Consider the following 26,673-nt stretch of genomic DNA (forward strand, 5'->3'; position numbering starts at 1 on the left):
GCCGGGGGCCGCGCGCCACGTTGCCCGGCACCGGCCGGCATGGAACCTTCCGTCCCCCAGCGGCCGCAACGGCCGCACGCGGAGGAAACCATGCAACGTCGCACCCTGGCCGGAGGGCTCCTGATGGCCGCAACCCTGGCCCCGCCGGCCGTCCGTGCCCAGGCCGTGGCCCCGCCGGGCGGCACCCCGCCGGGGGCGGGCGGCGCCGTGGGCTGGGCCACCGCCTGGGCGGGGTCGGCGCAGGGCCCCTACCCCGTCGGCAACCCCTCCGCCCAGCCGGACCAGCGCTTCGCCTTCCCCAGCGCCCCGGAAGGGGCGGAGGACCAGAGCTTCCGCCTGGTGCTGCGCCCCGACCGCTGGGGGCAGCAGGCCCGGCTGCGCTTCAGCAACGCCTTCGGCACCCGGCCGCTGACGCTGGACGGCGTGCATGCCGGGCTGCATCTGGGCGGTGCCGCGGTGGTGCCGGGCACCAACCGGCCGGTGCGCTTCGAGGGGCGGGATTCCGTGACCATCCCGCCCGGCGGCCAGGCCTGGTCCGATCCGGTCGAGCTGCCCTTCGCCGCCGATCCGGCTTCCCCGCTCCTGGCCGGGCGCAAGCTTGCCGTCTCCTTCCATGTCGCCGGCCGCAGCGGACCGATGACCTGGCACGCCAAGGCGCTGCAGACCTCCTACGTCACCCCGCCGCGCGCCGGCGCGAAGGGGGCGGAGGAAGGCGAGGCGGCCTTCCCCTTCTCGACCGCCTCCTGGTTCTTCCTCGATGCCGTGGACATGGCGGCGCCATCCGGCACGCCGGTGGTCGTCTGCTTCGGGGATTCCATCACGGACGGCACGGCCTCCACCATGAACGGCGACGACCGCTGGCCGGACGTGCTCTCGCGCCGCCTGCACGCCGCGCTGGGCAACGGCGTGGCTGTGGTGAACGCCGGCATCGGCGGCAACCAGGTGGTCGGCCCGAAGGAGTACGGGCCCGACAAGCCCTTCCCCGGCGGCCCCTCGGCGCTGGCACGGCTGGAGCGGGACGTGATCTCCCTCTCCGGCGTCACCACGGTGATCTGGCTGGAAGGCATCAACGACTTCAGCCGCAACGGCAACGCGCCGCGGGAGGCGGTGCAGGACGGGATGCGGGAGGGCGTGCGGCGCCTGCGCGCCGGCATCCCGGGCGTGCGCGTGGTTGCCGCCACGCTGGTCCCTGCCCTGGGCAGCAGCAGCGCCGCGCACGGCCATGCGGAGCAGGACCAGAAGCGCCGCGGCCTCAACGCCTTCCTGCGCGATTCCGGCCTCTTCGACGCGGTGGTGGACTTCGACAGCGCCACCATGGATGCAGCCACAGGCGGTCTGCGGCCGGAGATGGTCCCCGAAAGCACGACCGGCGGGCCGGGCGACAAGCTCCACCCGAACCGCGCCGGCTACCTGGCCATGGGCGGCACCATCGACCCGGCGGCGGTCCTGCCCCGGCGCTGAACGGTAGGCCCGGGATCGTCTCCGGCGCCCGGCCGGCGGCCTCATACGCGCGGCGTGATGCGCTGACGTCTGCCGGCGTGGTGCCCGTGGCCCGGGGGCAAGGCGCTGCCTCGCCCCCGTACCCCCACTCCGCCAGGAGCAGAGCCCCTGGACCCGAAGGGCGCTGCCGCGCGGATGACTGTGACGGGGTCAATGCGCCGAGGAGCTTGGCTCCTCGGCGGGTACGGCCGCAGCATTCGCTGAAGCCTATGAAGCTTCTCCAGAGTCCCGCCTGTCCGCGTACCGTCAGGGTTGAGCCCGCAGGCTGACGCTCACGCGAAGCACCAGACTCCCAGTGGGGTCCGGGGCCCGCTTGTGGCCCCGGCAGCGAAGGGTCCGGGACGGGGATCGACCCACGGCGTCGATGCCGCAGGCCGGCGTCCCCTCCCGGTCTGCCGCCCGAACACCACAGCACCACGGGTCCAGGTCATCCCGCCGTCGGGATCAAGCGGCGGCTGCCGGAACGGGGGGGACGCCGCCCGGCCGGAGGGCCTGGCGCCACCGCCGGGGCCCGTGTCAGATCGCCTGCGGGGCCTGGAAGCGGCCGTCCTTCGACAGGTCGGCGGCGCGCCACAGGTACCAGGCGGCGGCGGAGCGGTGCGGGGCCCAGGCCTCGCCGATGGCCGCCAGGTCGCGCGGCTTCGGCTGGGCGTCGAGCCCGGCGGCGATCCGGTAGCCCTCGCGCACGCCGAAATCATCCACCGGCAGCACGTCGCGCCGGCCCAGGGTGAAGATCAGCAGCATCTCCACCGTCCAGCGTCCCACGCCGCGCAGCGCGACCAGGCGCTCGATCAGCGCCGTGTCGGTCATGCGCGCGGCGGCGCGGCGGGTCGGCACCCAGCCGCCGGCGGATTTGTGCGCGATGTCCAGGATGGCGGCCTGCTTGGCGCCGGAGAAGCCGCAGGCGCGCAGCGCGCCCTCGGGCAGGGCCAGCACCGCCTCGGGCGGCGGGAAGGGGTGCGTGGGGGTGAGGGCGAGCAGGCGGTTCAGCATCGCCTCCGCCGCGCGGCCGTGCACCTGCTGGTGCGCGATGGCCCGCACCAGCGCCTCGTAGGGCTCGCGGGCGGTGACGGGCTTCAGGCGGCAGGCCCCGACCTGCTGCACCACCCGCCCCAGCACGGGATCGGCGGCCAGGTGGGCCCGCGCGGCACGGTTGCTCATCGGCGGCCCCGTGCGAAGGGCGGGGCAAAGGGCGGGCGGCCCTGCCGCGATGGCGGGGGGCGGATCGTGCGGAGCTTGGCGGGCATGGGGGCAGCGTCGTCGGGGGAAGACGCACCGATAGCGCATCGGAGGTCGCCTGAACACGCGCGGCCGGTGGCACGCCGCCTGCTGGCGGACCGGCGCATGCCCCTGGACCTTGCCCCCGAGATCGCCCTCGCCGCCACGCTGTTCGACCGGCTGCGCGCCGCCACCCTCGACGAGCCGGGCGTCACCCGCGCCTCCTTCGGGGCCGGCGAGCGGGCGGCGCATGCGCTGGTGGCCGGGGCCGGCCGGGAGGCGGGGCTGGAGGTCGCGGCCGATCCGCTCGGCACGCTGCGCCTCACCTGGCCGGGCCGGGACCGCACCCTGCCGGCGGTGACGGTGGGCTCGCATCTCGACAGTGTGCCGCATGGCGGGAACTTCGACGGCGCCGCCGGGGTGGTGATGGGACTGGCCGCCGCTGCCCACCTCGCGCGCAACGGCTGGCACGGTGCCCGCGACCTGACCGTGCTGGGTCTCCGGGCGGAGGAGATGTGCTGGTTCCCGGCGCACTACCTCGGCAGCCGGGCGGCCTTCGGCCTGCTGCCGCGGGACGCGCCCGACGCCCTGCGCCGCGCCGACAGCGGCCGGACCCTGGCCGAGCACATGCTGGAGGAGGGGCTCGATCCCGGGCTGATCCGCGCGGGCGAGGCCACCCTGGCGCCATCCCGGATCCACTGCTTCCTGGAGCCGCATATCGAGCAGGGCCCCGCCCTGGTGGCGGAGGGGCTGCCGGTCGCCGTCGTCACCGGCATCCGCGGCAGCCTGCGCTACCCCCGCGCCACCGTCCTGGGCGAGCACGCCCATGCCGGGGCCGTGCCGCGCGCGCACCGGCGCGACGCGGCCCTGGCCGCGGTGGCGCTGATCGCCGCGCTGGACGCGCGCTGGGCGCAGCTGGAGGCGGAAGGCGCCGACCTGGTCTGCACCGCCGGCATCCTGGCCACCGACCCCGCGCACCACGCGCCGACCAAGATCCCCGGGCTGCTGCGCTTCAGCCTGGACATCCGCAGCGAGGACGCGCCGCTGCTGGCGGCGCTGGACCGCTGGCTGCACGAGGAGGCCGCCCGGCTGGAGGCGGCGCGGGGCGTCCGCTTCGAGTTCGGCCCCGCGACCCACGCCGCGCCAGCCGCCATGGACCCCGGCCTGCGCGCGACGCTGCGCCGGGCGGCCGGGGCGGCCGGCGTGCCGTTCCGCGAGATGGCCTCCGGTGCCGGGCATGACTGCGCCACCTTCGCCGGCCTCGGCATCCCCTCTGCCATGCTGTTCCTGCGCAACGACCACGGCAGCCACAACCCGGCGGAGGCCATGGCCATCGAGGACTTCGCCGCCGGCCTGGCCGTGCTGGTCGGGGCGCTGCAGGAACTGCTGGCCTGACGCGGGCCGCCCGCGCCGTCGCGGGGCGGGTTGGGCGCGGAGCCGTGGCCCGGGGGAGGCCGATGACCTCCGGCGCCGCACCCCTCTGGATCAGCCGTGGCGGATGGCGACGGTCTTCAGCACGCCGAAGCCGCGCAGCGCCTCGAACCCCTTCTCGCGGCCGTGGCCGGAGCGCTTGACCCCGCCGAAGGGCAGCTCCACCCCGCCGCCGGCGCCGTAGTTGTTGACGAAGACCTGCCCGACCCGGATGCCGCGCGACAGGCGCATGGCGCGGCCGAGATCGGCGGTCCAGACGCCGGCGACCAGCCCGTAGTCGGTGCCGTTGGCGATGCGCAGCGCCTCCACCTCGTCACGGAAGCGGATGGCGGTCAGGACGGGGCCGAACACCTCCTCCTGCGCCAGCCGGTGCGTCGGGTCGACATCCGCGACCAGGGTCGGCTTCACGTAGTAGCCGCCTTCCGGCGCGTTGGAGGCGATGCGCCCCTGGCCGGCGATGCGCAGACCGTCCTGTTGGGCGAGGTCGATGTAGCCCTGCACCCGGGCCTGCTGGCTGGCGTTGACCAGCGGGCCGAGGTCGAGGTCGCGCTCGGCCGGCCCGGCCTCCAGCTTCGCGAAGCGGCCGGCGAGGTCCTCCACCACCCGGTCGAAGACGGGCGCCTCGACCAGCAGGCGCGAGCCGGCGGAGCAGGTCTGGCCGGCATTCTGCACGATGGCGGCCAGGGCGGTGGGCAGCAGCGCGTCCATCTCCGCATCGGCGAAGACGAGCTGCGGGCTCTTGCCGCCCAGTTCCAGCGTGACGGGGATGGTGTTCTTCGCCGCGGCCGCCTGGACCAGCGTGCCCACCTCCGGGCTGCCGGTGAAGGAGATGTGGGAGACGCCGCGATGCGCCGTCAGCGCCGCGCCCGCCTCCTCGCCCAGCCCGGTCACCACGTTCCAGGCACCGTCGGGGAAGCCCGCCTCCTGCGCCAGGTCGGCCAGGGCGAGGGAGGAGAGCGAGGCGTCCTCAGCCGGCTTCAGCACGGCGGCGTTGCCCATGGCCAGCGCCCCGCCCACCGAGCGGCCGACCATCTGCAACGGGTAGTTCCACGGCACGATGTGGCCGGTGACGCCGTGCGGCTCCCACAGCGTCAGGACCGTGTAGCCCTCGGCATAGGGGATGGTGTCGCCGTGAATCTTGTCGGCCGCGCCGCCGTAGAACTCGAAGTAGCGGGCGCAGGCCAGGGCGTCGGCACGGGCCTGGCGGATCGGCTTGCCGACATCGAGGGATTCGAGCTGCGCCAGCCGCTCCGCGTCGCGGCGGATCAGCTCCGACAGGCGGGTGAGGCAGCGACCCCGGTCGGCGGCGGCCATGCGGCCCCAGGCACCGTCCAGCGCGGCCTGGGCGGCACGCACCGCCGCGTCGATCTCGTCGGCGCCGCCACGGGCGATGCGCCCGACCTCGCCGCCATCGGAGGGGTTCAGGATGGGGAGCGTGTCGCGCGACTCCACCACCTTGCCGCCGATGCGGTGGCCGGTCGGCAGGCGTCCGACCGGATTGGGAACGGGCATATCCATGGGCCGGCATCTCCTCCGCGCGTGGCGGGGAGGGGATAGAGCAGATCGCGGCCCTCCGGAAACCCGGCGGGCACGGCGCCCCTGGCCGGCGGCCGGCGAATCCCCTAGGGATTCGCTTGGGCATTCCCGCGGCGGGCAATGCCGTATTCCACCACATGGCGCCGTCGAATAAGGCGGCGGCCGCAGGACGTGGCCCGATGGACGAGATCGACCGCAAGATCCTCGCCCTCCTGCAGGAGGATGCGACCCTGTCGATCGCGCAGATGGCGGACAGGGTCGGGCTCTCCCCCACCCCCTGCTGGAAGCGCATCCAGAAGCTGGAGGCGGCGGGCGTCGTCACCCGCCGCGTCGCGCTGCTGGCGCCGGAGAAGGTCGGCGTCGGCATGACGGTCTTCGTCGCCATCGAGGCGGGGGACCACACGCCGGACTGGCTGGACCGCTTCGCGGGCGCGGTGCGGTCTATGCCCGAGGTGATGGGCGCCTATCGCATGGCGGGCGAGGTCGACTACATGCTGCTGGTCGCGGTGGCGGACATGGCGGAGTACGACCGCTTCTACAAGCGGCTGATCGCGGCGGTGCCGATGCGCAACGTCACCTCCCGCTTCGCCATGGAGCGGATGAAGAGCACCACCGCCTTCCCGCTGCACCGCGGCGCCTTCCGCGACCGGGCGGGCGGGGGGGAGGAGTAGCCTTGATCTCCCGGAGGCCCGGACGGGAGGAAAAACCTCTCCGTTCGTGGGTTAATTCGATAATCACTATTCATTGACGTGAAATGGGACAGGACTAATCTAGTCCGCATGACACAGCCCCGCCTCCGCCGGACGCTGCGCCTCGCGCTCCGCCCCACCGGATCGGCCTGTCGCCGGATGTCCCGCCCCTGTTGACGGGCCCCTGTTGACGGCCTCCGGCTGACCGGCCCGCCCGGTCCCACCGCTTTTCCCCTCCGCGCCACCCGCCCCGCGGCCCGACGCCGCGAAGGAACCCGCATGTCCGATACGCAAGCCCTGGGCGGCCGCGCGCGCCCGATCTCCCTGCCGGGGGCGCGCCTTCCCGCCCTGCCGTCCCTCGGCCGGCTGCGCCGCTTCGCCTCGCCGCTGGCGATCCTGCTGCTGTGGCAGGCGGCGTCGATGGCCGGGCTGATCTCGCCCCGGACGCTCGCCGCGCCCTCCACCGTCATCGCCTCCGCCTGGGAGCTGCTGCTCTCGGGCGAGCTGCCGCGCCACCTGCTGGTCTCGCTGGGCCGCGTCGCCTCCGGCCTCGCCATCGGCGTCACCGCCGGCGCGGCGCTGGCGGTGGTGGCCGGCCTGTCGAAGCTGGGCGAGGAGATCGTGGACGCGCCGATGCAGATGCTGCGCACCCTGCCCTTCCTGGCGCTGGTACCGCTGTTCATCCTGTGGTTCGGCATCGGCGAGACGCCCAAGATCGCCCTCGTCACCCTCGGCGCCGCCTTCCCCGTCTACCTGACGCTGTTCGCGGGCATCCGCGGCGTGGACCCGAAGCTGGTCGAGGCGGGGAAGGTCTTCGGCCTCGACCGCGCCGGGCTGGTGCGCCACGTCATCCTGCCCGGCGCCCTGCCCTCCGGGCTGGTCGGGCTGCGCTACGCGCTGGGCAGCGCCTGGCTGTCCCTGGTGATCGCCGAGCAGATCAACGCGACCTCCGGCATCGGCTTCCTCATCAACGACGCGCGCGACTTCCTGCGCACGGACATCATCGTGGTCGGCCTCGTGGTCTACGCGCTGCTCGGCCTCGGCGCCGATGCGCTGGTCCGCGCGGTGGAGCGCCACGCCCTGGCCTGGCGGCCGCAGCTGGTGAAGGGCTGACCCCGATGACCGCTCCCGACAACCGCTCCGTGCGCGTCGCCGGCCTGACCCGGCGCTTCGGCCAGAACACCGTGCTGCACGGGCTGGACCTGGAGCTGGCGCCCGGCTCCTTCACCGCCCTGCTCGGCCGCAGCGGCTCGGGCAAGACGACGCTGCTGCGGACGCTCGCGGGGCTGGACCCGGCCCCGGCCGAGGCGCGGCTGGACCTGCCGGAATCGGTCGCCGCCGTCTTCCAGGAGCCGCGCCTGCTGCCCTGGAAGAAGGTCTGGCAGAACGTCGCCCTCGGGCTGGATGGCGCCGGCGTGAAGACCCGCGCCGAGGCCGCGCTGGCCGAGGTCGGGCTGGCGAAGCACCGCGACGCCTGGCCTGCGACCCTTTCGGGCGGCGAGGCCCAGCGCGTGGCGCTCGCCCGCGCCCTGGTGCGCGAGCCGCGGCTGCTGCTGCTCGACGAGCCCTTCGCCGCGCTGGACGCGCTGACCCGCATCCGCATGCACGCGCTGGTGCTGGAGCTGTGGCGCCACCACGGCCCGACGACGCTGATCGTCACCCATGACGTGGACGAGGCGGTGCTGCTGGCCGACCGGGTGCTGGTGCTCGATGCCGGGCGGATCGCCGCCGACATCGCGGTGGCGCTGCCGCGCCCGCGCAGCCATGCCGATGCGGGCTTCGTCGCCCTGCGCCGCCGCCTGCTCTCCGAGCTGGGCGTCGAGGCGGACGTGATCCGGGAGGCCGCGTGATGCACGCCCTGCCCCGCCGGACCGCGCTGCTCGGCGCGCTGGCCATGCCCTTCCTGGCGCGGGCCGCCGCCGCGCAGTCCCCGGTCACGCTGCGCCTCGCCAACTACAAGGCGGGCGACAACCTCCTGCTGCGCCTCGCGGGGCAGGCGGAGGGCGCGCCCTACCGCGCCGAATGGGCCGAGTTCGGCTCCGGCAACCTGATGGTCGAGGCGGTGAACGCCGGCTCGCTCGACCTCGCCTATGGCAGCGAGATCCCGCCCGCCTTCGCCGCCGCCTCCGGCGCGAAGATCAAGGTGGTGGCCGTCATCCGCGGCGACGTGAACGAGCAGGTGGTGCTGGTCCCGAAGGACTCGCCCATCCGCACCATCACCGACCTCAAGGGCAAGCGCGTCGGCTATGTCCGCGCCACGACGACGCACTACTACCTGAACCGCATGCTGGGCGAGGTCGGGCTCTCCTTCGCCGATATCCGCCCGGTGAACCTGACCCCCAGCGACGGGCTGGCCGCCTTCCGCAACGGCGCGCTCGATACCTGGGCGATCTACGGCTACTCCGTGCCCGTCGCGCGGCAGGAGGGGGCGCGGGTGCTGCGCAACGCCGCCGGCATCCTCTCCGGCAACTACCTGTTCTTCGCCGCCCCCGCCGCGCTGGAGAATCCGGGCAAGCGCGCCGCCATCGCGGAGCACCTGCGCCGGGTGAACCGCGCCTTCCGCTGGCAGGACACGCATGTCCCGGAGCTGGCGGCGGCGCAGTCCGCGCTCCTCGGCGTGCCGGAGCCGGTGATCCGCTCGGTGCTGGAGAATGTCAGCCAGCCGCGCCGCCTGACGCCGCCCGACGACGCGGCCGTCGCCTCGCACCAGGCGGTGGCCGACGAGTTCGTGCGCCTCGGCCTGCTGCCGGCCGGGGTGCAGGTCGCGCCGCTCTGGGACCGCTCCTTCGGCGGCACGCTGGAGCTGGGCGCATGATGGACGGGCTGGTCCTGCGCGCCGATCCGGTCCGCGACACGCTGGCGACGCTGGCCTACCGCTTCGCCCTGGGGGCGGCGGAGCACGACCGCGCGGGCAGCTTCCCGCACGAGAACTTCGCCGCCCTGCACGATGCGGGCCTCCTCGGCCTGACCGTGCCGCGCGGGCTGGGCTGCGAGGGCGCCCCGCTCGCCGAGGTGGCGGAGACGGTGGGCATCCTGGCCGAGGGCTGCCCCGCCACCGCCCTGGTGCTGGCGATGCAGGCGATCCACACCCGCCACGTCACCCAGGGCCCCGGCTGGTCCGCCCGGGTGCGCGAGCTGGTCGCCAGCGGCGCCGTCGATCGCGGCGAGCTGGTCAACGCGCTGCGCGTCGAGCCGGAGCTGGGCACCCCCGCGCGTGGCGGGCTGCCGGCCACGGTGGCGCGCCGCACGGCCGAAGGCTGGTCCCTCACCGGGCGCAAGATCTATTCGACCGGCGCGCCCGGCCTGTCCTGGGGGCTGGTCTTCGCCCGGACCGAGGAGGAGGCGCCGCGCACGGGGATGTTCCTCGTCCCGCTGCGCGCCCCCGGGGTGAGCATCGTCGAGACCTGGGACCAGGCGGGGCTGCGCGCCTCGGGCAGCCACGACGTGCTGTTCCAGGAGGTCGCCATCCCCGCCGACCAGGCCGGCGAGTTGCGCGTCCCCGCCGAGTGGGGCCGCCCGGATGTCGAGCAGGCGGCCTGGAACACGCTGCTGATCGCTGCCCTCTACACGGGCGTGGCACGGGCGGCGCGGGGCTGGCTGCTCGGCTTCCTGCGCGACCGCGTGCCGGCCAATCTCGGCAAGCCGCTCGCCACCCTGCCGCGCATGCAGGAGGCGGTGGGGCGGATCGAGGGGCTGATCCGTTGCAACGAGCGCCTGGTGCGCTCCGCCGCGCTCGACGGCGGCGGCGATGCGAACGAGCTGGCGCTGCTCAAGACCACCGCCGCCGAGAACGCCATCGAAGCCGTGCAGCAGGCCGTGGCGCTCTGCGGCAACCACGCCCTGTCGCGCTCCAACCCGCTGGAGCGGCACCTGCGCGACGTGCTCTGCGCCCGAATCCACACCCCCCAACCCGATGCCGCCCTGACCGCCGCCGGCCGCGCGGCGCTCGGCCAGTGATCCCAGGCCAGTGATCCCGGAGGAGAACGAACCCATGTCCTCGCACCTGAACCCCGTCGAGTTCATCGGCATGATCCAGCCGCGCGAGCAGTCGGAGATCCATCCGGCGCGCGGCCCCTCGGTCGATCCCGGCTACCTTGTCGCCTCCGCCCAGGCGCATGACGAGGCAGGCTTCGACCGCATCCTGATCGGCTGGCACAGCAACGGGCCGGACGGCTTCCAGCTCGCCGCCCATGCCGGCGCGCACACGAAGAAGGTCGGCTTCCTGGTCGCCCACCGCCCCGGCTTCCGCTCGCCCAGCGTGGCGGCGCGCGACTACGCGACGCTGGACCAGCTCACCGGCGGCCGCGCCGCGATCCACGTCATCTCCGGCGGCGACGACGTGGACCAGGCGCGCGACGGCGACTGGCTGGACAAGGACGCGCGCTACGCCCGCACGGACGAGTACGTGCAGATCCTGAAGTCCATCTGGACGGCGCAGCAGCCGGTGGATTTCGAGGGCGCGTACTACCGCATCAAGGGCGCCTCGCCCGAGGTGCGGACGGTGCAGCGGCCGCGCCTGCCGATCTACTTCGGCGGCGCCTCGGAGGCCGCGCTGCGCGTCGCCGGGAAGCACGCCGACGTCTACGCGCTGTGGGGCGAGACCCAGGCGCAGGTGCGCGAGATCGTCACCCGCGTCCGCGCCGAGGCGGCGAAGCACGGCCGCCAGAACGAGGTGCGCTTCTCCCTCTCCTTCCGCCCCATCCTGGCGGAGACGGAGGAGGCCGCCTGGGCCAAGGCGGAGCGCATCCTGGGCCGCATCCGCGAGATCCGCGGCAGCGCCATCCTGGGCGGCAACACCCACGCGCCGCAGAACGCGGGCTCGCAGCGCCTGCTCGCCGCCGCGGCACTGGGCGACCGGCCGGAGGGGCGGCTCTACACCGCCATCGCGCGCGAGACGGGGGCGCGCGGCAACACCACCGCCCTGGTCGGCACGCCGCAGCAGGTGGCGGAGGCGTTCCTGGAGTACCACGCCCTCGGCGTCACCACCTTCCTGATCCGCGGCTTCGACCCGCTGGAGGATGCGATCGACTACGGGCGCGCGCTGCTGCCCATCACGAAGCGCCTGGTGGCGGAGCGCGCGGCGCTGCGCGTGGCGGCCGAATAGGCCGCCCGCCGGGATCAGGACGGACAGGCCGGGCCGGGACGCCCTGCCGGAGACGAGGAGAGCGACGATGCTGGGACGCCGGGGAATTCTGCGCGTGGCGGGTCTGGCGGGGATGGCGCTGCCGGTGGGGGCCATGGCGCCCCTGCCAAGGCGAGCCGGCCTGCCGGAAGAGGTTCTGTTCGACGAATCCGCCATCTGCCGGACGAGCCTGGGCAGCAACGCCGCCTCGCTCGCCGCGCCGGGACCGCGCCGCAAGCTGAAGCTGTCCTTCAACGCCAACGCCATCTGCACCGTGGGCGTGCCGGTGGCGAAGGAGAAGGGGATCTTCGAGCGCCACAACCTCGACGTGGACGTGACTAACTTCGGCGGCTCCACCGACCAGCTCCTGGAAGCCATCGCCACCGGCAAGGCGGATGCGGGCGTGGGCATGGCGCTGCGCTGGCTGAAGCCGCTGGAGCAGGGCTTCGACGTGCGCATCACCGGCGCCACCCATGGCGGCTGCATGCGGCTCTTCGCGCTGAAGGACGGCAGCGTCCGGACGGTGGCGGACCTGAAGGGCAAGACGCTCGGCGTCACGGACATGGCCGCGCCGGACAAGAACTTCTTCGGCATCCTCGCCGCCAAGGCGGGCGTCGATCCGGAGAAGGACATCGCCTACCGCGTCTTCCCCGGCGACCTGCTGGCCGAGGCGCTGAAGCGCGGCGAGGTGCAGGCCTTCGCACTGGGCGATCCGCTCGCCTCCATCCTGCGCGACCGCGACGGGCTGCTGGAGGTCTCCAACAACCTCGTCGGCGAGTATGCCAGCCGCTCCTGCTGCGTCATCGGCATCCGCGGCAGCCTGATCCGCGACGACCGCCCGGCCGCCCGCGCCCTGACGGCCGCGCTGATCGAGGCGCAAGACTGGATCGTGGCGAACCCGGACGAGGCCGCGGCGATCTTCGCGGCCAACTCGCCCCTGCCGAAGGCGGCGCTGGCGGCCATGCTGCACAGCCACACCCACGGCCACCACCCCGCGAACCAGACGCTGCGCGACGAGCTGGTGGCCTATCTGGAGGAGCTGAAGCTGGTTCGGGTGATCCGCGCCAACACCAACACCCAGCGCCTGGCCGACCGCATCTTCACCGACGTGCTGAGCCCGGTGCCCGCATGAACAGCCTGACCGACACGGCCGCGCTCGCGCCGGAGGCGCCTGGCCTCTCCCGCCCCGTCCCCGCCACGCCGCCCTGGCGCAGCGGGCTGCTGGCCGCCGCCGCCTGGCTCGGCACGGCGGCCGTCATCCTGGCGTTGCCGGACGCGGACGACCTGGGCCGCACCGACCTGCTGGGCTGGATCGCCGCCGGCATCGGTATCCTGGCGCTGCTGGGGGTGGCGGCGCTGGGCCGCCGCCCGGCGCGGGCGGACAGCCCCGCCGGGCGGCTGCGCGCGGCCGGGCCCTGGCTGGTCGCCCTCGCCCTGGGCCTTGCCGCCTGGGAGCTGGCGACGGCGAAGCTCGCCTGGCTGCCGCGGCCCTTCTTCGCCGCGCCGCAGTCGATCCTGGAGGTCTTCACCGACGACTGGGAGAAGCTGGGCATCAGCGTGCTGCATTCGCTGGGCCTGCTGGCGCCGGGCTACCTGCTGGGGGCGGCCATCGGCTTCGTCACCGGCGTGGCGATGGGCTGGTCGCGCGCCGTCTCCTACTGGGTGCATCCGGCGCTGCGGCTGATCGGGCCGCTGCCGGCCACCGCCTGGCTGCCCATCGCCTTCTTCGCCTTCGCCACCACGCGGCAGGCGGGGACCTTCCTGATCGCGCTGGCCGCCTTCTTCCCCGTCGCCGTGCTCACCTGGTCGGGCGTCGCGGCGGTGGCGAGCAACTACTACGACGTCGCCCGCACCATGGGGGCGAGGCCCTGGTTCCTGATCCGCAGGGTGGCGGTGCCGGCGGCCATGCCCTCCGTCTTCGTCGGCCTGTTCATGGGGCTCGGCGCCTCCTTCTCCGTGCTCGTGGTGGCGGAGATGATGGGGGTGAAGGCGGGACTCGGCTTCTACATGCAGTGGTCCCAGGGCTGGGCGGCCTATGCCAACCTCTACGCCGCGCTGATCGTGATGGCGCTGATGTGCACCGGCCTCGTCACCCTGCTCTTCCGCCTCCGCGACTGGCGGCTGGCCTGGCAGAAGGGGGTGGTGCGGTGGTGAACCCGATCGGGCTGCGCCTGCGCGGCGTCAGCCACGCCTTCGACCTCAAGGGCCGCGACCTGCCGGTGCTGGACGAGGTGGACCTGGACCTGCCGCCGGGCGGCTCCGTCGCCCTGCTCGGCCCCTTCGGTTGCGGCAAGTCCACGCTGCTGCGCCTCGTCGCCGGGCTGGACACCCCGCGCGAGGGGATCGTGGAGGCGGACGGGCGGCCGATCGCCGGCCCCGACCCGTCGCGCGTGCTGATGTTCCAGGACCCGACCCTCTACCCCTGGCGCACCGTGCGCGGGAATGCGGGGCTGGGGCTGGAGGCGCGCGGCCTGCTGCGGCAGGAGGGGGCGCGGGTGGAGCAGGCGCTGCGCCTCGTCGGGCTGGACGAGTTCGGCGATGCCTACCCGCACCAGCTCTCCGGCGGCATGGCGCAGCGCACGGCCCTGGCCCGGGCGCTGGTCAACCGCCCCGGCCTGCTGCTGCTGGACGAGCCGCTGGGCAAGCTGGACAGCCTCACCCGGCTGCAGATGCAGACGGAGCTGGTCGCGCTGTGGCGGCGGGAGGGCTTCTCCATGCTGCTCGTCACCCACGACATCGAGGAGGCGCTGCTGATGGCGGACCGCGTCCTCGTCTTCTCGCCCCGGCCGGCGCGCGTCATCGCCGATCTGGCGGTGGACCTGCCCTATCCGCGCCACCGGGACGATCCCGCGCTGGTCGCGCAGCGCCGCGAGGTGCTGGAGATCCTCGGCCTGAAGGAGGCCGCCTGACACCATGAAGACCATCCTGCCGCGCCGCGCCCTGCTGGGCGCCGCGCTCTCCGTGCCGCTGCTGGCCGCGCCCCGTATCCTCCGGGCCCAGGGGGCGCCGCTGCGCGTGGGCGACCAGCGCGGCAATGCCCGCGCGGTGATGGAGGCCGCCGGCGTGCTGAAGGGCTTCGAGGGCCGCCTCGCCTGGAGCGAGTTCCCCGCCGCCGCCCCGCTGGTGGAGGCGCTGAACGCCAACGCCATCGACACCGGGCTGGTGGGCGACGCGCCCTTCACCTTCGGCGCCGCCGCCGGCGTGCCCGCCAAGGCCATCGCCGCGACGCGGGAGAACCGCGGCGGCCTCGCCATCCTGGTGCAGAAGGACAGCCCCATCCAGGACATCCGCGGGCTGGTCGGCAAGCGCGTCGCCACCGGGCGCGGCTCCATCGGCCACCAGATCGTGCTGGCCGCGCTGGAGGAGGCCGGGCTGCCGCTGGACGCCGTGACCTTCGTCTTCCTGCTGCCGGCCGATGCCAAGGCCGCCTGGACGCGCGGCTCGGTCGAGGCCTGGTCCACCTGGGAGCCCTATGTCAGCCAGGAGGAGGTGCTGAACGGCGCCCGCCGCATCGCGAACGGCGAGGGCATCACCCCCGGCCTCGGCTTCCAGGCGGCGCGCGAGGACGCCATCGCCAACCGCCGCCCGGAGCTGACGGAGTTCGTGAAGCGCCTCGCCATCGCGCGGGCCTGGGCGAACGGCAACGTCTCCGGCTATGCCCGCACCTGGTCGGAGCTGATGAACGTCCCCGCCCCGGTCGCCGAGCACTGGTTCGCCCGCGCCAACACCCGCGTCGTGCCGATCGACGCCAGCGTGGAGCGGGACGAGCAGCGCAACATCGACCTCTACACCCGCGCCGGGCTAGTGCGGCGGAAGGTCGTGGCGGCGGACCTGCTCGACGCCTCCTTCAACGAGGCGATCGCGGCCGGCAACCGGCCGGCCTGACGTCCCGGCGCCCCGGGGCGGCGGCCCCGCGGCGCCACGACGCACCCAACCCCCGGCCCCACCCGGCGTTGACCGCCCGGAGCGCCGAGGGAGGGACAGGCCGGGATGCCGATGGATGCGACGCCGCGCCGTGCCCTGCCCCTGGCGCCGGGTGAGTTGCGCGCCTGGCTCTTCGACCTTGACGGGGTGGTGACGCAGACCGGCGCGCTGCATGCCGAAGCGTGGAAGCGCCTGTTCGACCCCGTCCTGGAGCGGATGCAGGGGCCGGGCGACCATTCCCCCTTCCGCCTGCCGGAGGACTACACCGCCCATGTCGACGGCCGGCCGCGGCTGGAGGGCATCCGCACCTTCCTGGCCGCCCGTGGCCTCGACCTGCCCGAGGGCGGGCCGGAGGACCCGGCGGGGGCGCCGACCGTCCAGGGCCTCGCCCGCCGCAAGGACGCGCTGTTCCACGAGGCGCTGTCGGAGCAGGGGGTGGTCGTCTTCCCGGGCAGCCTGCGGCTGATGCACGCGCTGCGCGGCGCCGGGGCGCGGCTGGCCTGCGTCTCCGCCTCGCGCAACGCACGCCCGGTGCTGGAGCGCGCGGGGCTGACCGGGATGTTCGACGTGATCCTCGGCGGGGAGGAGCTGGCGCAGCAGGGGCTGGCCGGCAAGCCCGCGCCCGACAGCTTCCTCGCCGCTGCCCGGGCGCTCGGGACGCCGCCGGAACGCTGCGTGGTGATCGAGGATGCCCTGGCCGGGGTCGAGGCCGGGCGGGCGGGCGGCTTCGGCCTGGTGATCGGCGTCGATCGCGGCGCCGGCCATGCCGCGCTGCGCGAGGCGGGGGCGGATCTGGTGGTGGACGACCTGGGGGGCGCTGCTGCCGGAGCCGACGCCGTGACGGCCGGACTTGCCAAGCCGTCCCTCCGGCAGTCCGCTGCAGCCGGACACACGGGGCGAGAGCAGCGGGGATGAATCGTCGTGACATGGCAACGGGAGCCACGCTGGGCCTGGGCACGGCCCTCCTGGTGGGTGGCATGAGCCAGGCGCAGCCGGCGCCGGTCGCACGCGCCCCGGGATCACGCCTCCTGGGCGGCGCCATCACCGAGGTGCCGGGCATCCGGGTCGGCCACTTCACCGATTCCCGCCGGCCGACCGGCTGCACCGTGATCCTCACGGAGGAGGGCGCCACCGCCGGGGTGGACGTGCGCGGCGCCGCCCCCGGCACGCGGGAGACCGACCTGCTCGACCCTTCCAACCTGGTGGAGAAGGTGCACGCCGTCCTGCTCTCCGGCGGCTCCGCCTTCGGGCTGGAGGCGGCGACCGGGGTGGTGCGCTGGCTGGAGGAAAAGGGCATCGGCTACCCCGCCGGCCCGGCCCGGGTGCCGATCGTGCCGGCGGCGATCCTCTTCGACCTGGGGGTGGGCGACCACCGCATCCGCCCCGACGCCGCCGCCGGCCATGCGGCCTGCGCGGCCGCCACGGACAGGGCGCCGGAGGAAGGCTCGGTCGGCGCCGGGGCGGGCGCCACGGTCGGCAAGCTGTTCGGCATGGCGCGGGCGATGAAGGGCGGCATCGGCACCGCCTCGGTGAAGGTCGGCGGCATCACCGTGGGGGCCATCGTCGCGGTGAACGCCCTGGGCGACGTGATCGACCCGGCGACGGGGATCGTGCTGGCCGGGGCGCGCGGGCCGCAGGGGGAGCGGCCCACGGGCGTCACCGCCGGCATCCTGCGCGGCGAGCTGCCCGCCTCGATGCAGGCGGGGATGGCGACCACCATCGGCGTGGTGGCGACCGACGCGGCGCTGACCAAGGCGCAGTGCCACCGCCTGGCTGGGGCGGGGCATGACGGGCTCGCCCGCTGCATCGACCCGATCCACACCATGGCCGATGGCGACACGATCTTCGCCCTGGCCACGGGGAAGAGCGGCCTGCCCGGGAACATGATGGCGCTGGGCGCGATCGTGCCGCGGGTGATGGAGGCCGCGGTGCTGCGCGCCATCCGCGCCGCGCGCGGCCTCTCCGGCCCCGGCCTGCCCGCCGTGCCCGCCGCCTCCGAACTGGGATAGCGCCGCCCGATGCTCCGTGCCCGTTTCCGCCCGCCCGCCGACATCTTCCCCGTCGACCCCTGGCGCCTGGACTCCCGCGCCTTCGCGCAGGAGTTCACGGAGGAGGCGGAGACCATCTTCGCGCTGAGCAACGGCTATCTGGGCCTGCGCGGCAGCCACGAGGAAGGGCATCCGGTCCGCGAGCCGGGGACCTACCTCAACGGCTTCTTCGAGTACCGCAAGATCGTCTACGGCGAGACGGCCTACGGCTTCCCCGATCGCGGGCAGACCATGCTGGACTGCCCGGACGGGAAGATCCTGCAGCTCTTCGTCGATGGCGACCCGCTGGTGCTGGGCCGGCAGGAGACGCTGCGCTACCGCCGCTGCCTGGACATGCGGCGCGCGGTGCTGGAGCGCGACATCGTCTGGGCCACGCCCAACGGCAAGCACGTGCGGCTGACCACCAGGCGCCTGGTCTCGCTGACGCACCGCCACCTGGCCTGCATCCACATGGAGGTGGTGTCCGAGGACGCGGATGCGGACCTGATGATCGTCTCCGAACTGCGCAACGCCGGCCCGCCGGTGGAACGCGACGACGGCGTCGAGGACCCGCGCGCCGGCCATGCCTTCGAGGCGCATGTGCTGCGCCCGGCCGGGCAGCGCCCGCTGGAGACGGGCGGCATCCTGAGCTTCAGCACCGCCTGGTCGCGCCAGACCGTCGCCTGCGGCATCGACCACGTTCTGGACACGGAGTGCCACAACAGCGTCGAGGTGAGCGCCGACGAGGAGATGGTGCGGGTGGAGTACCGCATCCATGCCTGTCCCGGCCTGCCGATCCGGCTGACCAAGTACATGGGCTACCATTTCGACGACCGCCGCGCGCCGGAGGAGCTGCGCGACCAGGTGAGCTGGACGCTGCGCGACGCGAAGGAGGCGGGGTTCGAGGCGATCGCCGCCGGCCAGGCCGAGGCGGCAGCCGCCTTCTGGGCGACGAGCGACGTGGAGATCCGCGGCGATGCGCGCAAGCAGCAGGTGATCCGCTGGAACCTGTTCCAGCTCCTCCAGGCCTCCCGCCGCGTCGACGGGGCGGGGATCGCCGCGCGCGGGCTGACGGGGCGCGCCTATGAGGGGCACTACTTCTGGGACACGGAAATCTACATCCTGCCCTTCCTGACCTATACCGCGCCGCGCATCGCCCGCAGCCTGCTGCGGCGGCGCCACCAGCAGCTGCCGCAGGCGCGGGCACGCGCGAAGGAGCTGGGGCACCGCGGCGCGCTCTACCCCTGGCGCACCATCGACGGGAACGAGGCCTCCGCCTACTTCGCCGCCAGCACGGCGCAGTACCACATCAACGCCGACATCATCTACGCCATGCGGAAGTATGTGGAGGTCAGCGGCGACGAGGACTTCCTGCGCCGCTACGGCGCGGAGATGCTGGTCGAGACGGCGCGGCTCTGGGTGACGTTGGGCTGGTACAACCCGCGCCGCGGCGGCGCCTTCGTCATCAACGGCGTCACCGGACCGGACGAGTACGCCGCGCTGGTGGACAACAACTACTTCACCAACCTGATGGCGCGGGAGAACCTCGCCTACGCCGCCTCCGTGCTGCGCCGCTTCCAGGCCCAGGAGCCGGAGGCCTGGCGCACCGTGGTCCGCCGCACGGAGCTGCACGTCGCCGAGATCGAGGAATGGGAGCGGGCCGCCTCGGCCATGTGCCTGCCCTATGACGAGACGCTGCGCATCCACCCGCAGGACGACAGCTTCCTGGACAAGCAGCCCTGGGACTTCGCCCATACCCCGCGCGAGAAGTACCCGCTGCTGCTGCACTTCCACCCGCTGAACCTGTACCGGCACCAGGTGATCAAGCAGGCGGACGTGCTGCTGGCGATGTTCCTGCTGGGCCAGCAGTTCACGCGCGACCACAAGCGGCGCAACTTCGACTTCTACGACCCCCGGACCACGCACGATTCCTCGCTCTCCGTCTGCATCCAGAGCATCGTGGCCAGCGAGATCGGCTATGCCGAGCGGGCGATGGACTATTTCGACAACGCCGCGACCATGGATCTGTCCGACATCGGCGGCAACGTGAAGCACGGCGCGCACCTCGCCGCGATCGGCGGCACCTGGCTGGCGCTGGTCTATGGCTTCGGCGGGCTGACGGACCATGGCGGGCGTATCGCCTTCTCTCCCCGCCTCCCGGCCCGCTGGAAGGGCATGACCTTCCACCTCTGCATCCGTGGGACGCGGCTGCGCGCCGCCATGACGGCGGCGGAAACCTGCTACGAGCTGCTGGACGGCGGGCCGCTCGAGATCGAGCATGCCGGGGAGGCGCTGCGGCTGGAGCCGGAGGCCGGGCCCGTGACCCGCCCCAACCCGCCGCCGGCGGCGGAATAGGGCGACCGCGCCCGCCGGGGGAAAGGCCCCGCGGCCGCGGGTCAGCGCCCGGCGGCGATCAGCAGGAACATGGGCCGATCCATCTCCTCCGCCCATTCCGGATGGGCGGCGAGCTGGGCCTGATCGGGATGCCACTCCTCGACATGGCGCAGGGTGAAGCCGGCGACGATCAGGGTGTTCAGCGTCATGCCCAGGCTGCGGTGGTACTTCCGGACGCCCGGGGCGAGCCAGTCCGTCACGCGCGGCCCCTCGAGGCTGTAGCAATCCAGCGGCCAGACCCGCCGCCCGTCCTCCGCCGCCATCCAGCCCGGGCGGGAGGGCGCCATGTAGATCGGGTGCTCGATGGAGAAGACGAAGGCGGCGCCGGGCAGCAGCGCGTGGTGGATGGTCCGGGCCAGCCGGGCGAAGTCCTCGACGTAGTGGAAGGCGAGGGAGCTGTAGGCCAGGTCGAAGCCGCCCCCGGGCAGGTCCAGCGACTCCAGGTCGGCGCGCCGGTAGGCCACGGCGGGGCTGGCCGTCTCCACCCGGGCGCGGGCCAGCATCTGCTCCGACAGGTCAAGGCCGAGTACGGCGGCCGCGCCCTGCTCCGCGGCCCAGCGGGCGAACCAGCCGAAGCCACAGCCCAGGTCCACCACGCGGCGACCGGCGAGCGGCGGCAGCAGGGCCCGCAGGGAAGGCCATTCGGGCGCCCCGTCCAGCCCCTGCACCGAGCGCGGCAAGCGACTGTAGCCCGCAAAGAAATCCGGCGTGTCGTAGATGTTCTGGGCCATGCCCACTCCTTTCTCGGCCGAGGTGGGCCGGTATCATACCGACGGCGGGATGACCTGACCGGTCGTGCTGTGGTGTTCCAGCGCCGGCACCGGGAGGGGACGCCGTCCCCTCCCAGACCCTCCCCTGCCGGGGCCACAAGCGGGCCCCGGTCCCCGCTGGGAGTTTGGTGCTTCATGGCTGCCGTCAGCCTGCGGGCTGATCCCTGACGGAACGCGGACAGGCGGGACTCTGAAGAAAGCTTTCAGAGGGCGTCAGCGAGGGCTGCGGCCGTACCCGCCGAGGAGCCAAGCTCCTCGGCGCCGTGACCCCGTCACCACCACCGCGCGGCAGCGCTGATCGGGTCCAGGGCCCGCAGGGTCCTGGCGGAGTGGGGGGTACGGGGGCGAGGCAGCGCCTTGCCCCCGGGGAACGGGCGCCACGCCGGCACGGATCAACGGCACCGCACCGTCCGTATCAGTCCCGGCCACCCTGTTCCAGTCGCGCCAGCACCGCCTCCACCAGAGTGCCGACCGGCATCAGGCTGTCCAGCCGCAGCAGGGGGCAATGCAGCCGCGCCAGCCAGGCCTCCTGCGACCGGCGCGAGCGCGTCTCCAGCCCGGCCGTATCGTAGGACGCTGCCCAATCGAGGAAGGACACGCTGCCCTGGTGCATGTCGCCGCCGGGCCCGATGCGGCGACCGTAGCGCGACGCCTCGCGCGCGCGCAGCCGCCGCATCCGCTCCCCCTGGTCGAGGGCGAGGAAGACCACGAAGGTCAGCCGCTCGGTGAGCGAGTCGCCCCAGGAGATCAGCGAGCCGCTCATCACCCAGCCCCGCGAATCGTCCAGCGCCGCGTTCATCCGCGCCAGCCGCTCCGGCACCGGCCGCCGCGTGGTGTAGGGCGGGTCGGTCGGCACCCAGTAGAAATCATCCGTGTCGTGCCAGGGCAGGCCCAGCCGCGCCGCCAGCGCCTCCCCCAGCGTGGAGGTGCCGCTGCCGGAGGCGCCGATGACGTGCATCCGCAGGGGCGGGCGGGCCGCCACGGCGGTCAGGTCAGCTCGCTCAGCGTGGCGGCGTAGCGCTCGATCACGGCGCGGCGGCGGACCTTCATGGTGGGGGTCAGCAGCCCCTCCTCCAGGGTGAAGGCCGGGACTGCCTTCCAGCGCCGGACCCGCTCCACGTTGGACAGCTTCGCGTTCACCCGCTCCAGCGCCTTCGCCACCCCCTGCGCCGGGTCGGCGCCCTCGGCCGGGACCAGCAGGGCGACGATGGCGGGCGCCCCCTCCCCGGCCACCACCGCCTGGGCGATCTCCGGCTCGGCCATCAGCAGGCCCTCGATCTTGGCCGGGCTGACCATGTCGCCGCCCAGCGTCTTGAGGAAGTCCTTCTTGCGGTCGCGGATGACGATGCGGCCCTCCTCGATCGTCGCCACGTCGCCCGTGTGCAGCCAGGGCGGCGAATCCGGCGGGTCGCCCGGCAGATGGGCCAGGGCGGCGGCCGTGGCCACCGGGTCGTTCCAGTAGCCGTCCATCACCAGGTCGCCGCGGATCAGCAGTTCCCCGTCCCCGGCGATATGGGCTTCCACCCCCGGCAGCGGGTGGCCGACGGTGCGGCGGTGGTTGTCCCAGGGCAGGTTGACGCTGACCACCGGCCCCGCCTCGGTCTGGCCGTAGCCCTGGAGCACCGGCACGCCCAGCGCCAGGAAGAAGCCCGACAGGTCCGGGTCCAGCCGCGCCCCGCCGGAGACCAGCGCCACCAGCCGGCTGCCGAAGCGGTCGCGCACCTTGGCCCGCACCAGCCGGTCCAGCACGGTATCCTCCACCCGCTCCAGCAGGTTCAGGGGAGGCCCGTCCAGCTTGCGCAGGCCCAGCGCCACGGCCCGTTCGAACAGCCGCCGCCGCCAGGGCTTCTCCTTCTCCAGCCCGGCCAGGATGCGGCCGCGCAGCACCTCGAAGAGCCGTGGCACGGCGGTGACGATGGTGGGGGAGACGTCCTGCAGCTCGGCGGCCAGCCGGTCGGCGCCGCGGCTGTAGACCACCTCCATGCCCAGGGAGGGGAGCAGGAAGTTGCCCACCGTGTGCTCGTAGGCATGGGAGAGCGGCAGGAAGGAGAGGTAGGGCGTGCCGTTGAGGTGCAGCCGCGACACCACCTCCGCCAGGCCGCGCTGGTTGGCCAGCATCGCCCGGTGCGGCAGCATCACCCCCTTGGGCGTGCCGCCGGTGCCGGAGGTGTAGACCAGGCAGGCCAGCCGCCCGGCCGGGATCTGCTCCGCCTCGGCCCGCAGCATGTCCAGGTCGCCGGGCCCGGCGGCCAGGTCGGACCAGGGCACGGCGCCTTCCGGCAGCTCCCCCTTCTCCGCGTCCATCACCGCCAGCAGGTCCAGCCCGCCGGCGTCCGCGGCGCCCTGCGCCACCTGCTTCGCCAGCCGGGGCGAGGAGACGAGCGCCGCCCGCGCCCCGCAGTCGCGCAGGATATGGGCGTGGTCGGCGGTGGTGTTGGTGGTGTAGGTCGGCACCGTCACCCCGCCGATGGCCATGATGGCCGTGTCGGCGACGGGGAATTCCGGCCGGCTCTCGCTGACCAGCAGCACCCGGTCCCCCGGCATGACCCCCCGCGCCCGCAGCCCGGCGGCCAGGGCGGCGACGTCCCGGGCGAAGCCGATCCAGCTGACCTGGCGCCACGCCCCGCCCGACCAGTGCCGCAGCATCGGCGCCTCGCCGCGCTGCACGGCGAGTTCCAGCATCATCCCCGGCAGGCTGGTCCAGTGTCCCGGCATTCCGTCATCCCTGTCACGTGTCCGCCCCGGCCTTGGTCCCGACCGCCCTGCTCATATATCGGTGGGGCGTCCGTCTGTCCTGTAAGGTGACCCCGTCTCCATGAGCCTCCCGACCGTTCCGAGCGGCGATCGTTCCGCCGCCCCCCTTTCCCCGGTGCTGGACACGGTCGGACGGGGCGGCAGCAGCGAGGCGGCCGGCAGCCTGCCGGAATGGGACCTGTCGGACCTCTATGCCGGCGCGGACGACCCGAAGCTGGCGGCCGACCTGGACTGGGCGGAGGCGGAGGCCGTGGCCTTCGAGGCGGCCCATGCCGGCAAGCTGGCCGCGCTGTCCGGCGACGCGCTGGCCGGGGCCATCGCCCGCTTCGAGCGGATCGAGGAGGTGCTGGGCCGGGCCATGTCCTTCGCCCAGCTCCGCTTCTCGGGCGACGCCACCGATGCGGAGAACGGCCGCTTCTACCAGACCATGCAGGAGCGGGCGACGGCGATCGGCAGCCACCTGATCTTTCTGACCCTGGAGCTGAACCGGCTGGAGGACGAGGTGCTGGCGAGCAAGCTCGCCGCCTCGCCCGCGCTGGCCGCCTGGGAGCCCTGGCTGCGCGACCTGCGCGTCTTCCGCGAGCACCAGCTCTCCGACGAGGTGGAGAAGCTGCTGCACGAGAAGGAGGTGACCGGCCGCGCCGCCTGGAACCGCCTGTTCGACGAGACGATGGCGGCGATGAAGGTGAAGGTCGGCGAGGAGGAGCTGACCGTCTCCGATGCCCTGAACCGCCTCTCCGACAAGGACCGCGCGAGGCGCGAGGCGGCGGCGAAGGGCATCTCCGCCGCTTTCGGCGAGCGCATCCGGCTGTTCTCGCTGATCACCAACACCCTCGCCAAGGACAAGGAGATCATCGACAACTGGCGCCGCTACCCCCGCCCCGGCTCGGCGCGCAACCGCGCCAACATGGTCGAGGACGAGGTGGTGGACGCGCTGGTCACCGCCGTGCGCGACGCCTATCCGCGCCTCTCCCACCGCTACTACGCGCTGAAGGCGAAGTGGCTGGGCCTCCCGAAGCTCCAGCACTGGGACCGCAACGCGCCGCTGCCGGACGACCAGGACCGCACCATCCCCTGGCCCGAGGCGAGGACCCGCGTGCTGGACGCCTATGCCGCCTTCTCGCCGGAGCTCGCGCGGATCGGCCGGCGCTTCTTCGACAACCCCTGGATCGACGTGCCGCCGCGCCCGGGCAAGGCGGGCGGCGCCTTCGCGCACCCGACCGTGCCCGCTGTCCACCCGTATCTGCTGCTGAACTACCACGGCAAGTCGCGCGACGTGATGACGCTGGCGCATGAGCTGGGGCACGGCGTCCACCAGATCCTGGCGGCCGACCAGGGCTATCTCCGCTCCGGCACGCCGCTGACCCTGGCCGAGACGGCGAGCGTCTTCGGCGAGATGCTGACCTTCCGCGCCGTGCTGGACGCGGAGACCGATCCCGTCCGCCGCCGCACCCTCCTCGCCGGCAAGGTCGAGGACATGCTCAACACGGTGGTGCGGCAGATCGCCTTCTACCGCTTCGAGACGCTGCTGCACGACGAGCGCCGCAAGGGCGAGCTGTCCGCCGAGCGGATCGGCGAGCTGTGGATGCAGGTGCAGACGGAGAGCCTGGGCCCGGCCTTCGAGTTCACGCCGGACTACCACGTCTACTGGGCCTATGTGCCGCACTTCGTGCACTCGCCCTTCTACGTCTACGCCTATGCCTTCGGCGACTGCCTGGTGAACGCGCTCTACGGCGTCTACCAGGCGAAGGTCGTGCCGGAGTTCGAGCGCAAGTACCTCGACCTGCTGCGCGCCGGCGGCACGCTGCGGCACAAGGAACTGCTGGCCCCCTTCGGCCTCGACGCCTCCGACCCCGCCTTCTGGGCCAAGGGCCTGGACGTGATCGCGGGCTTCATCGCCGAGCTGGAGCGCCCGGCGCAGGAAAGGACCGCATGAGCGGCAACGGCGACCAGCGGCGCGAAGGCAGCCTGTTCGGCGAGATCCGCCGCATGGCCCGCACCTCCGGCGCGGTGGGCGGCATCGCCGCCCGCGTCGCGGGGGAGCGCTACCTCGGCATCAAGACGGACAAGTCCGCCCATGCGGAGGATCTGAAGGCGGTGCTGGGCGGGCTGAAGGGCCCGATGATGAAGGTCGCCCAGCTCCTCTCCACCATCCCCGACGCGCTGCCCGAGGAATACGCGCGCGAGCTGGCGACGCTGCAATCCAACGCGCCGCCGATGGGCTGGCCCTTCGTGCGCCGACGCATGTCTACCGAACTCGGCCCAAGCTGGCAGTCCCGCTTCGCGAGCTTCGGGCAGGAGGCGGCGGCCGCGGCCTCGCTGGGGCAGGTCCACCGCGCCACCCTGCCCGACGGGCGCGAGGTCGCCTGCAAGCTGCAATACCCGGACATGCCCAGCGTGGTGGAGGCGGACCTGCGCCAGCTCCGCCTCGCCATGGGCGTCTACGCCCGCATGGACCCCGCGATCCAGAGCGGCGACGTCTACGAGGAGCTGTCGGAGCGCCTGCGCGAGGAGCTGGACTACGAGCGCGAGGCGTCGCAGATGCGGCTCTATGGCCTCATGCTCGACGGGGTGCGGGGCGTCCGGGTGCCGGAGCCGGTGCCGGAGCTGACGACGAAGCGCCTGCTCACCATGACCTGGCTGGAGGGGCGCTCCATCCTCCAGCGGCTGGAGGAGAACCCCTCGCAGGAGGAGCGCGACGACTACGCGCGCACGCTGTTCCGCGCCTGGTACGTGCCCTTCTACCACTACGGCGTGATCCACGGCGACCCGCACCTGGGCAACTACCAGGTGCGGCAGGCGGATCACGGCATCAACCTGCTCGACTTCGGCACCATCCGCGTCTTCGCGCCGCGCTTCGTCACGGGCACGCTGATGCTGTTCGAGGCGATCGAGGAGGGCGACGACGACAAGGCCGCGCACGCCTTCGAGAAATGGGGCTTCCCCGACCTGAAGCGCGAGACGATGGAGGTCCTGATGAAATGGGCCCGCTTCGTCCACGAGCCCCTCCTCGACGACCGAGACCGCCCGATCCAGGAGACGGACGACCCGATGTACGGCCGCCGCGTCGCCGAGGAGGTGCATGCCGGCCTCAAGCGCACCGGCGGCGTCCGCCCGCCGCGCGAGTTCGTGCTGATGGACCGCGCCACCGTCGGGCTGGGCAGCGTCTTCCTACGCCTCAAGGCGCGGGTGAACTGGCGGCGCATGTTCCGCGAGCTGATCGAGGGCTACGACGAGGCGGCCCTCGCCGCCCGCCAGGCCGAGGCGCTGCGCCGTGCTGGTGTTCCCGGCGCGGCCTAGCACCCCGC

The 26,673-nt window shown here is 73.6% G+C and carries 22 protein-coding genes; 17 read left to right on the top strand and 5 right to left on the bottom strand.

Annotated features, from left to right (window positions below; all coding sequences use genetic code 11):
* Nucleotides 1-123 precede the first annotated feature (123 nt).
* Nucleotides 124-1,461: a GDSL-type esterase/lipase family protein gene (locus LPC08_RS18415; RefSeq protein ID WP_230449689.1), complete on the top strand. Its 1,338-nt coding sequence runs from the start codon at nucleotides 124-126 to the stop codon at nucleotides 1,459-1,461.
* Between the two features lie 555 nt (nucleotides 1,462-2,016).
* Here LPC08_RS18415 and LPC08_RS18420 read toward each other — a convergent pair.
* Nucleotides 2,017-2,661 carry a DNA-3-methyladenine glycosylase family protein gene (locus LPC08_RS18420; protein ID WP_230449690.1) on the bottom strand — a complete coding sequence of 215 codons (645 nt, stop codon included), beginning with the start codon at nucleotides 2,659-2,661 and terminating at the stop codon, nucleotides 2,017-2,019.
* 183 nt (nucleotides 2,662-2,844) lie between these two features.
* On the opposite strand from LPC08_RS18420, the gene LPC08_RS18425 reads away from it, so the two are divergent.
* Nucleotides 2,845-4,113, top strand: coding sequence for a Zn-dependent hydrolase (locus LPC08_RS18425; RefSeq protein WP_230449691.1), 1,269 nt, complete (start codon nucleotides 2,845-2,847; stop codon nucleotides 4,111-4,113).
* A 90-nt stretch (nucleotides 4,114-4,203) separates the two neighbouring features.
* Here LPC08_RS18425 and LPC08_RS18430 read toward each other — a convergent pair whose 3' ends face one another.
* Nucleotides 4,204-5,667: an aldehyde dehydrogenase family protein gene (locus LPC08_RS18430; protein ID WP_230449692.1), complete on the bottom strand. Its 1,464-nt coding sequence runs from the start codon at nucleotides 5,665-5,667 to the stop codon at nucleotides 4,204-4,206.
* 197 nt (nucleotides 5,668-5,864) lie between these two features.
* Here LPC08_RS18430 and LPC08_RS18435 point away from each other — a divergent pair, with 197 nt between their 5' ends.
* The 13 genes from LPC08_RS18435 (at nucleotide 5,865) to LPC08_RS18495 (ending at nucleotide 19,802) form a co-directional block, all read left to right on the top strand.
* On the top strand, nucleotides 5,865-6,356 hold the full coding sequence (locus LPC08_RS18435; RefSeq protein ID WP_230449693.1) for an Lrp/AsnC family transcriptional regulator: 492 nt from the start codon (nucleotides 5,865-5,867) through the stop codon (nucleotides 6,354-6,356).
* 297 nt (nucleotides 6,357-6,653) lie between these two features.
* Nucleotides 6,654-7,487, top strand: coding sequence for an ABC transporter permease (locus LPC08_RS18440; protein WP_230449694.1), 834 nt, complete (start codon nucleotides 6,654-6,656; stop codon nucleotides 7,485-7,487).
* A gap of 5 nt (nucleotides 7,488-7,492) precedes the next feature.
* Nucleotides 7,493-8,224, top strand: coding sequence for an ABC transporter ATP-binding protein (locus LPC08_RS18445; protein WP_230449695.1), 732 nt, complete (start codon nucleotides 7,493-7,495; stop codon nucleotides 8,222-8,224).
* Nucleotides 8,224-9,189 (top strand): ABC transporter substrate-binding protein, encoded by a 966-nt coding sequence (locus LPC08_RS18450; RefSeq protein ID WP_230449696.1) that lies wholly within the window; start codon nucleotides 8,224-8,226, stop codon nucleotides 9,187-9,189. Before LPC08_RS18445 ends, LPC08_RS18450 begins: the two co-directional genes overlap by 1 nt.
* Nucleotides 9,186-10,331, top strand: coding sequence for an acyl-CoA dehydrogenase family protein (locus LPC08_RS18455; RefSeq protein ID WP_230449697.1), 1,146 nt, complete (start codon nucleotides 9,186-9,188; stop codon nucleotides 10,329-10,331). Before LPC08_RS18450 ends, LPC08_RS18455 begins: the two co-directional genes overlap by 4 nt.
* A gap of 34 nt (nucleotides 10,332-10,365) precedes the next feature.
* Complete coding sequence (locus LPC08_RS18460) at nucleotides 10,366-11,478, top strand: LLM class flavin-dependent oxidoreductase (RefSeq protein ID WP_230449698.1); 1,113 nt, start codon at nucleotides 10,366-10,368, stop codon at nucleotides 11,476-11,478.
* 67 nt (nucleotides 11,479-11,545) lie between these two features.
* Nucleotides 11,546-12,628 (top strand): ABC transporter substrate-binding protein, encoded by a 1,083-nt coding sequence (locus LPC08_RS18465; RefSeq protein ID WP_230449699.1) that lies wholly within the window; start codon nucleotides 11,546-11,548, stop codon nucleotides 12,626-12,628.
* 5 nt (nucleotides 12,629-12,633) lie between these two features.
* Nucleotides 12,634-13,650 carry an ABC transporter permease gene (locus tag LPC08_RS18470; RefSeq protein WP_441295845.1) on the top strand — a complete coding sequence of 339 codons (1,017 nt, stop codon included), beginning with the start codon at nucleotides 12,634-12,636 and terminating at the stop codon, nucleotides 13,648-13,650.
* Nucleotides 13,644-14,405, top strand: coding sequence for an ABC transporter ATP-binding protein (locus LPC08_RS18475; protein WP_230449701.1), 762 nt, complete (start codon nucleotides 13,644-13,646; stop codon nucleotides 14,403-14,405). Before LPC08_RS18470 ends, LPC08_RS18475 begins: the two co-directional genes overlap by 7 nt.
* A 4-nt stretch (nucleotides 14,406-14,409) precedes the next feature.
* Complete coding sequence (locus LPC08_RS18480) at nucleotides 14,410-15,381, top strand: ABC transporter substrate-binding protein (RefSeq protein ID WP_230449702.1); 972 nt, start codon at nucleotides 14,410-14,412, stop codon at nucleotides 15,379-15,381.
* Nucleotides 15,382-15,486: 105 nt separating this feature from the next.
* Nucleotides 15,487-16,335 (top strand): HAD family hydrolase, encoded by an 849-nt coding sequence (locus LPC08_RS18485; RefSeq protein WP_230449703.1) that lies wholly within the window; start codon nucleotides 15,487-15,489, stop codon nucleotides 16,333-16,335.
* An 11-nt stretch (nucleotides 16,336-16,346) separates the two neighbouring features.
* A complete protein-coding gene (locus LPC08_RS18490; protein WP_230449704.1) occupies nucleotides 16,347-17,429 on the top strand; it encodes a P1 family peptidase in 1,083 nt (360 codons plus the stop codon).
* Between the two features lie 9 nt (nucleotides 17,430-17,438).
* A complete protein-coding gene (locus tag LPC08_RS18495) occupies nucleotides 17,439-19,802 on the top strand; it encodes a glycoside hydrolase family 65 protein (protein WP_230449705.1) in 2,364 nt (787 codons plus the stop codon).
* 41 nt (nucleotides 19,803-19,843) lie between these two features.
* Here LPC08_RS18495 and LPC08_RS18500 read toward each other — a convergent pair whose 3' ends face one another.
* The 3 genes from LPC08_RS18500 to LPC08_RS18510 all read right to left on the bottom strand — a co-directional run bounded on the left by LPC08_RS18500 (nucleotide 19,844) and on the right by LPC08_RS18510 (nucleotide 23,326).
* Nucleotides 19,844-20,572: a class I SAM-dependent methyltransferase gene (locus tag LPC08_RS18500; RefSeq protein WP_230449706.1), complete on the bottom strand. Its 729-nt coding sequence runs from the start codon at nucleotides 20,570-20,572 to the stop codon at nucleotides 19,844-19,846.
* A gap of 454 nt (nucleotides 20,573-21,026) precedes the next feature.
* Nucleotides 21,027-21,593, bottom strand: a complete 567-nt coding sequence (locus LPC08_RS18505) for a P-loop NTPase family protein (RefSeq protein ID WP_230449707.1) — start codon at nucleotides 21,591-21,593, stop codon at nucleotides 21,027-21,029.
* A 5-nt stretch (nucleotides 21,594-21,598) separates the two neighbouring features.
* Entirely contained in the window at nucleotides 21,599-23,326 is a 1,728-nt protein-coding gene (locus LPC08_RS18510) for an AMP-dependent synthetase/ligase (protein WP_230449708.1), read from the bottom strand.
* A 100-nt stretch (nucleotides 23,327-23,426) separates the two neighbouring features.
* Between LPC08_RS18510 and LPC08_RS18515 the strand changes: the two genes are divergently transcribed.
* Both LPC08_RS18515 and LPC08_RS18520 read left to right on the top strand, forming a co-directional pair.
* Nucleotides 23,427-25,301, top strand: coding sequence for a M3 family oligoendopeptidase (locus LPC08_RS18515; RefSeq protein ID WP_230449709.1), 1,875 nt, complete (start codon nucleotides 23,427-23,429; stop codon nucleotides 25,299-25,301).
* Nucleotides 25,298-26,665, top strand: a complete 1,368-nt coding sequence (locus LPC08_RS18520) for an ABC1 kinase family protein (RefSeq protein WP_230449710.1) — start codon at nucleotides 25,298-25,300, stop codon at nucleotides 26,663-26,665. Before LPC08_RS18515 ends, LPC08_RS18520 begins: the two co-directional genes overlap by 4 nt.
* Nucleotides 26,666-26,673 lie beyond the last annotated feature (8 nt).

Source organism: Roseomonas sp. OT10 (assembly GCF_020991085.1).
Taxonomy (GTDB): Bacteria; Pseudomonadota; Alphaproteobacteria; order Acetobacterales; family Acetobacteraceae; genus Roseomonas; species Roseomonas cutis.

Coding starts and splice junctions, on each gene's coding strand:
- LPC08_RS18415 (WP_230449689.1), top strand. CDS start 124: ATGGCCGCAACCCTGGCCCCGCCGGCCGTCCGTGCCCAGGCCGTGGCC.
- LPC08_RS18420 (WP_230449690.1), bottom strand. CDS start 2,661: ATGAGCAACCGTGCCGCGCGGGCCCACCTGGCCGCCGATCCCGTGCTG.
- LPC08_RS18425 (WP_230449691.1), top strand. CDS start 2,845: ATGCCCCTGGACCTTGCCCCCGAGATCGCCCTCGCCGCCACGCTGTTC.
- LPC08_RS18430 (WP_230449692.1), bottom strand. CDS start 5,667: ATGGATATGCCCGTTCCCAATCCGGTCGGACGCCTGCCGACCGGCCAC.
- LPC08_RS18435 (WP_230449693.1), top strand. CDS start 5,865: ATGGACGAGATCGACCGCAAGATCCTCGCCCTCCTGCAGGAGGATGCG.
- LPC08_RS18440 (WP_230449694.1), top strand. CDS start 6,654: ATGTCCGATACGCAAGCCCTGGGCGGCCGCGCGCGCCCGATCTCCCTG.
- LPC08_RS18445 (WP_230449695.1), top strand. CDS start 7,493: ATGACCGCTCCCGACAACCGCTCCGTGCGCGTCGCCGGCCTGACCCGG.
- LPC08_RS18450 (WP_230449696.1), top strand. CDS start 8,224: ATGCACGCCCTGCCCCGCCGGACCGCGCTGCTCGGCGCGCTGGCCATG.
- LPC08_RS18455 (WP_230449697.1), top strand. CDS start 9,186: ATGATGGACGGGCTGGTCCTGCGCGCCGATCCGGTCCGCGACACGCTG.
- LPC08_RS18460 (WP_230449698.1), top strand. CDS start 10,366: ATGTCCTCGCACCTGAACCCCGTCGAGTTCATCGGCATGATCCAGCCG.
- LPC08_RS18465 (WP_230449699.1), top strand. CDS start 11,546: ATGCTGGGACGCCGGGGAATTCTGCGCGTGGCGGGTCTGGCGGGGATG.
- LPC08_RS18480 (WP_230449702.1), top strand. CDS start 14,410: ATGAAGACCATCCTGCCGCGCCGCGCCCTGCTGGGCGCCGCGCTCTCC.
- LPC08_RS18485 (WP_230449703.1), top strand. CDS start 15,487: ATGCCGATGGATGCGACGCCGCGCCGTGCCCTGCCCCTGGCGCCGGGT.
- LPC08_RS18490 (WP_230449704.1), top strand. CDS start 16,347: ATGGCAACGGGAGCCACGCTGGGCCTGGGCACGGCCCTCCTGGTGGGT.
- LPC08_RS18495 (WP_230449705.1), top strand. CDS start 17,439: ATGCTCCGTGCCCGTTTCCGCCCGCCCGCCGACATCTTCCCCGTCGAC.
- LPC08_RS18500 (WP_230449706.1), bottom strand. CDS start 20,572: ATGGCCCAGAACATCTACGACACGCCGGATTTCTTTGCGGGCTACAGT.
- LPC08_RS18510 (WP_230449708.1), bottom strand. CDS start 23,326: ATGCCGGGACACTGGACCAGCCTGCCGGGGATGATGCTGGAACTCGCC.
- LPC08_RS18515 (WP_230449709.1), top strand. CDS start 23,427: ATGAGCCTCCCGACCGTTCCGAGCGGCGATCGTTCCGCCGCCCCCCTT.
- LPC08_RS18520 (WP_230449710.1), top strand. CDS start 25,298: ATGAGCGGCAACGGCGACCAGCGGCGCGAAGGCAGCCTGTTCGGCGAG.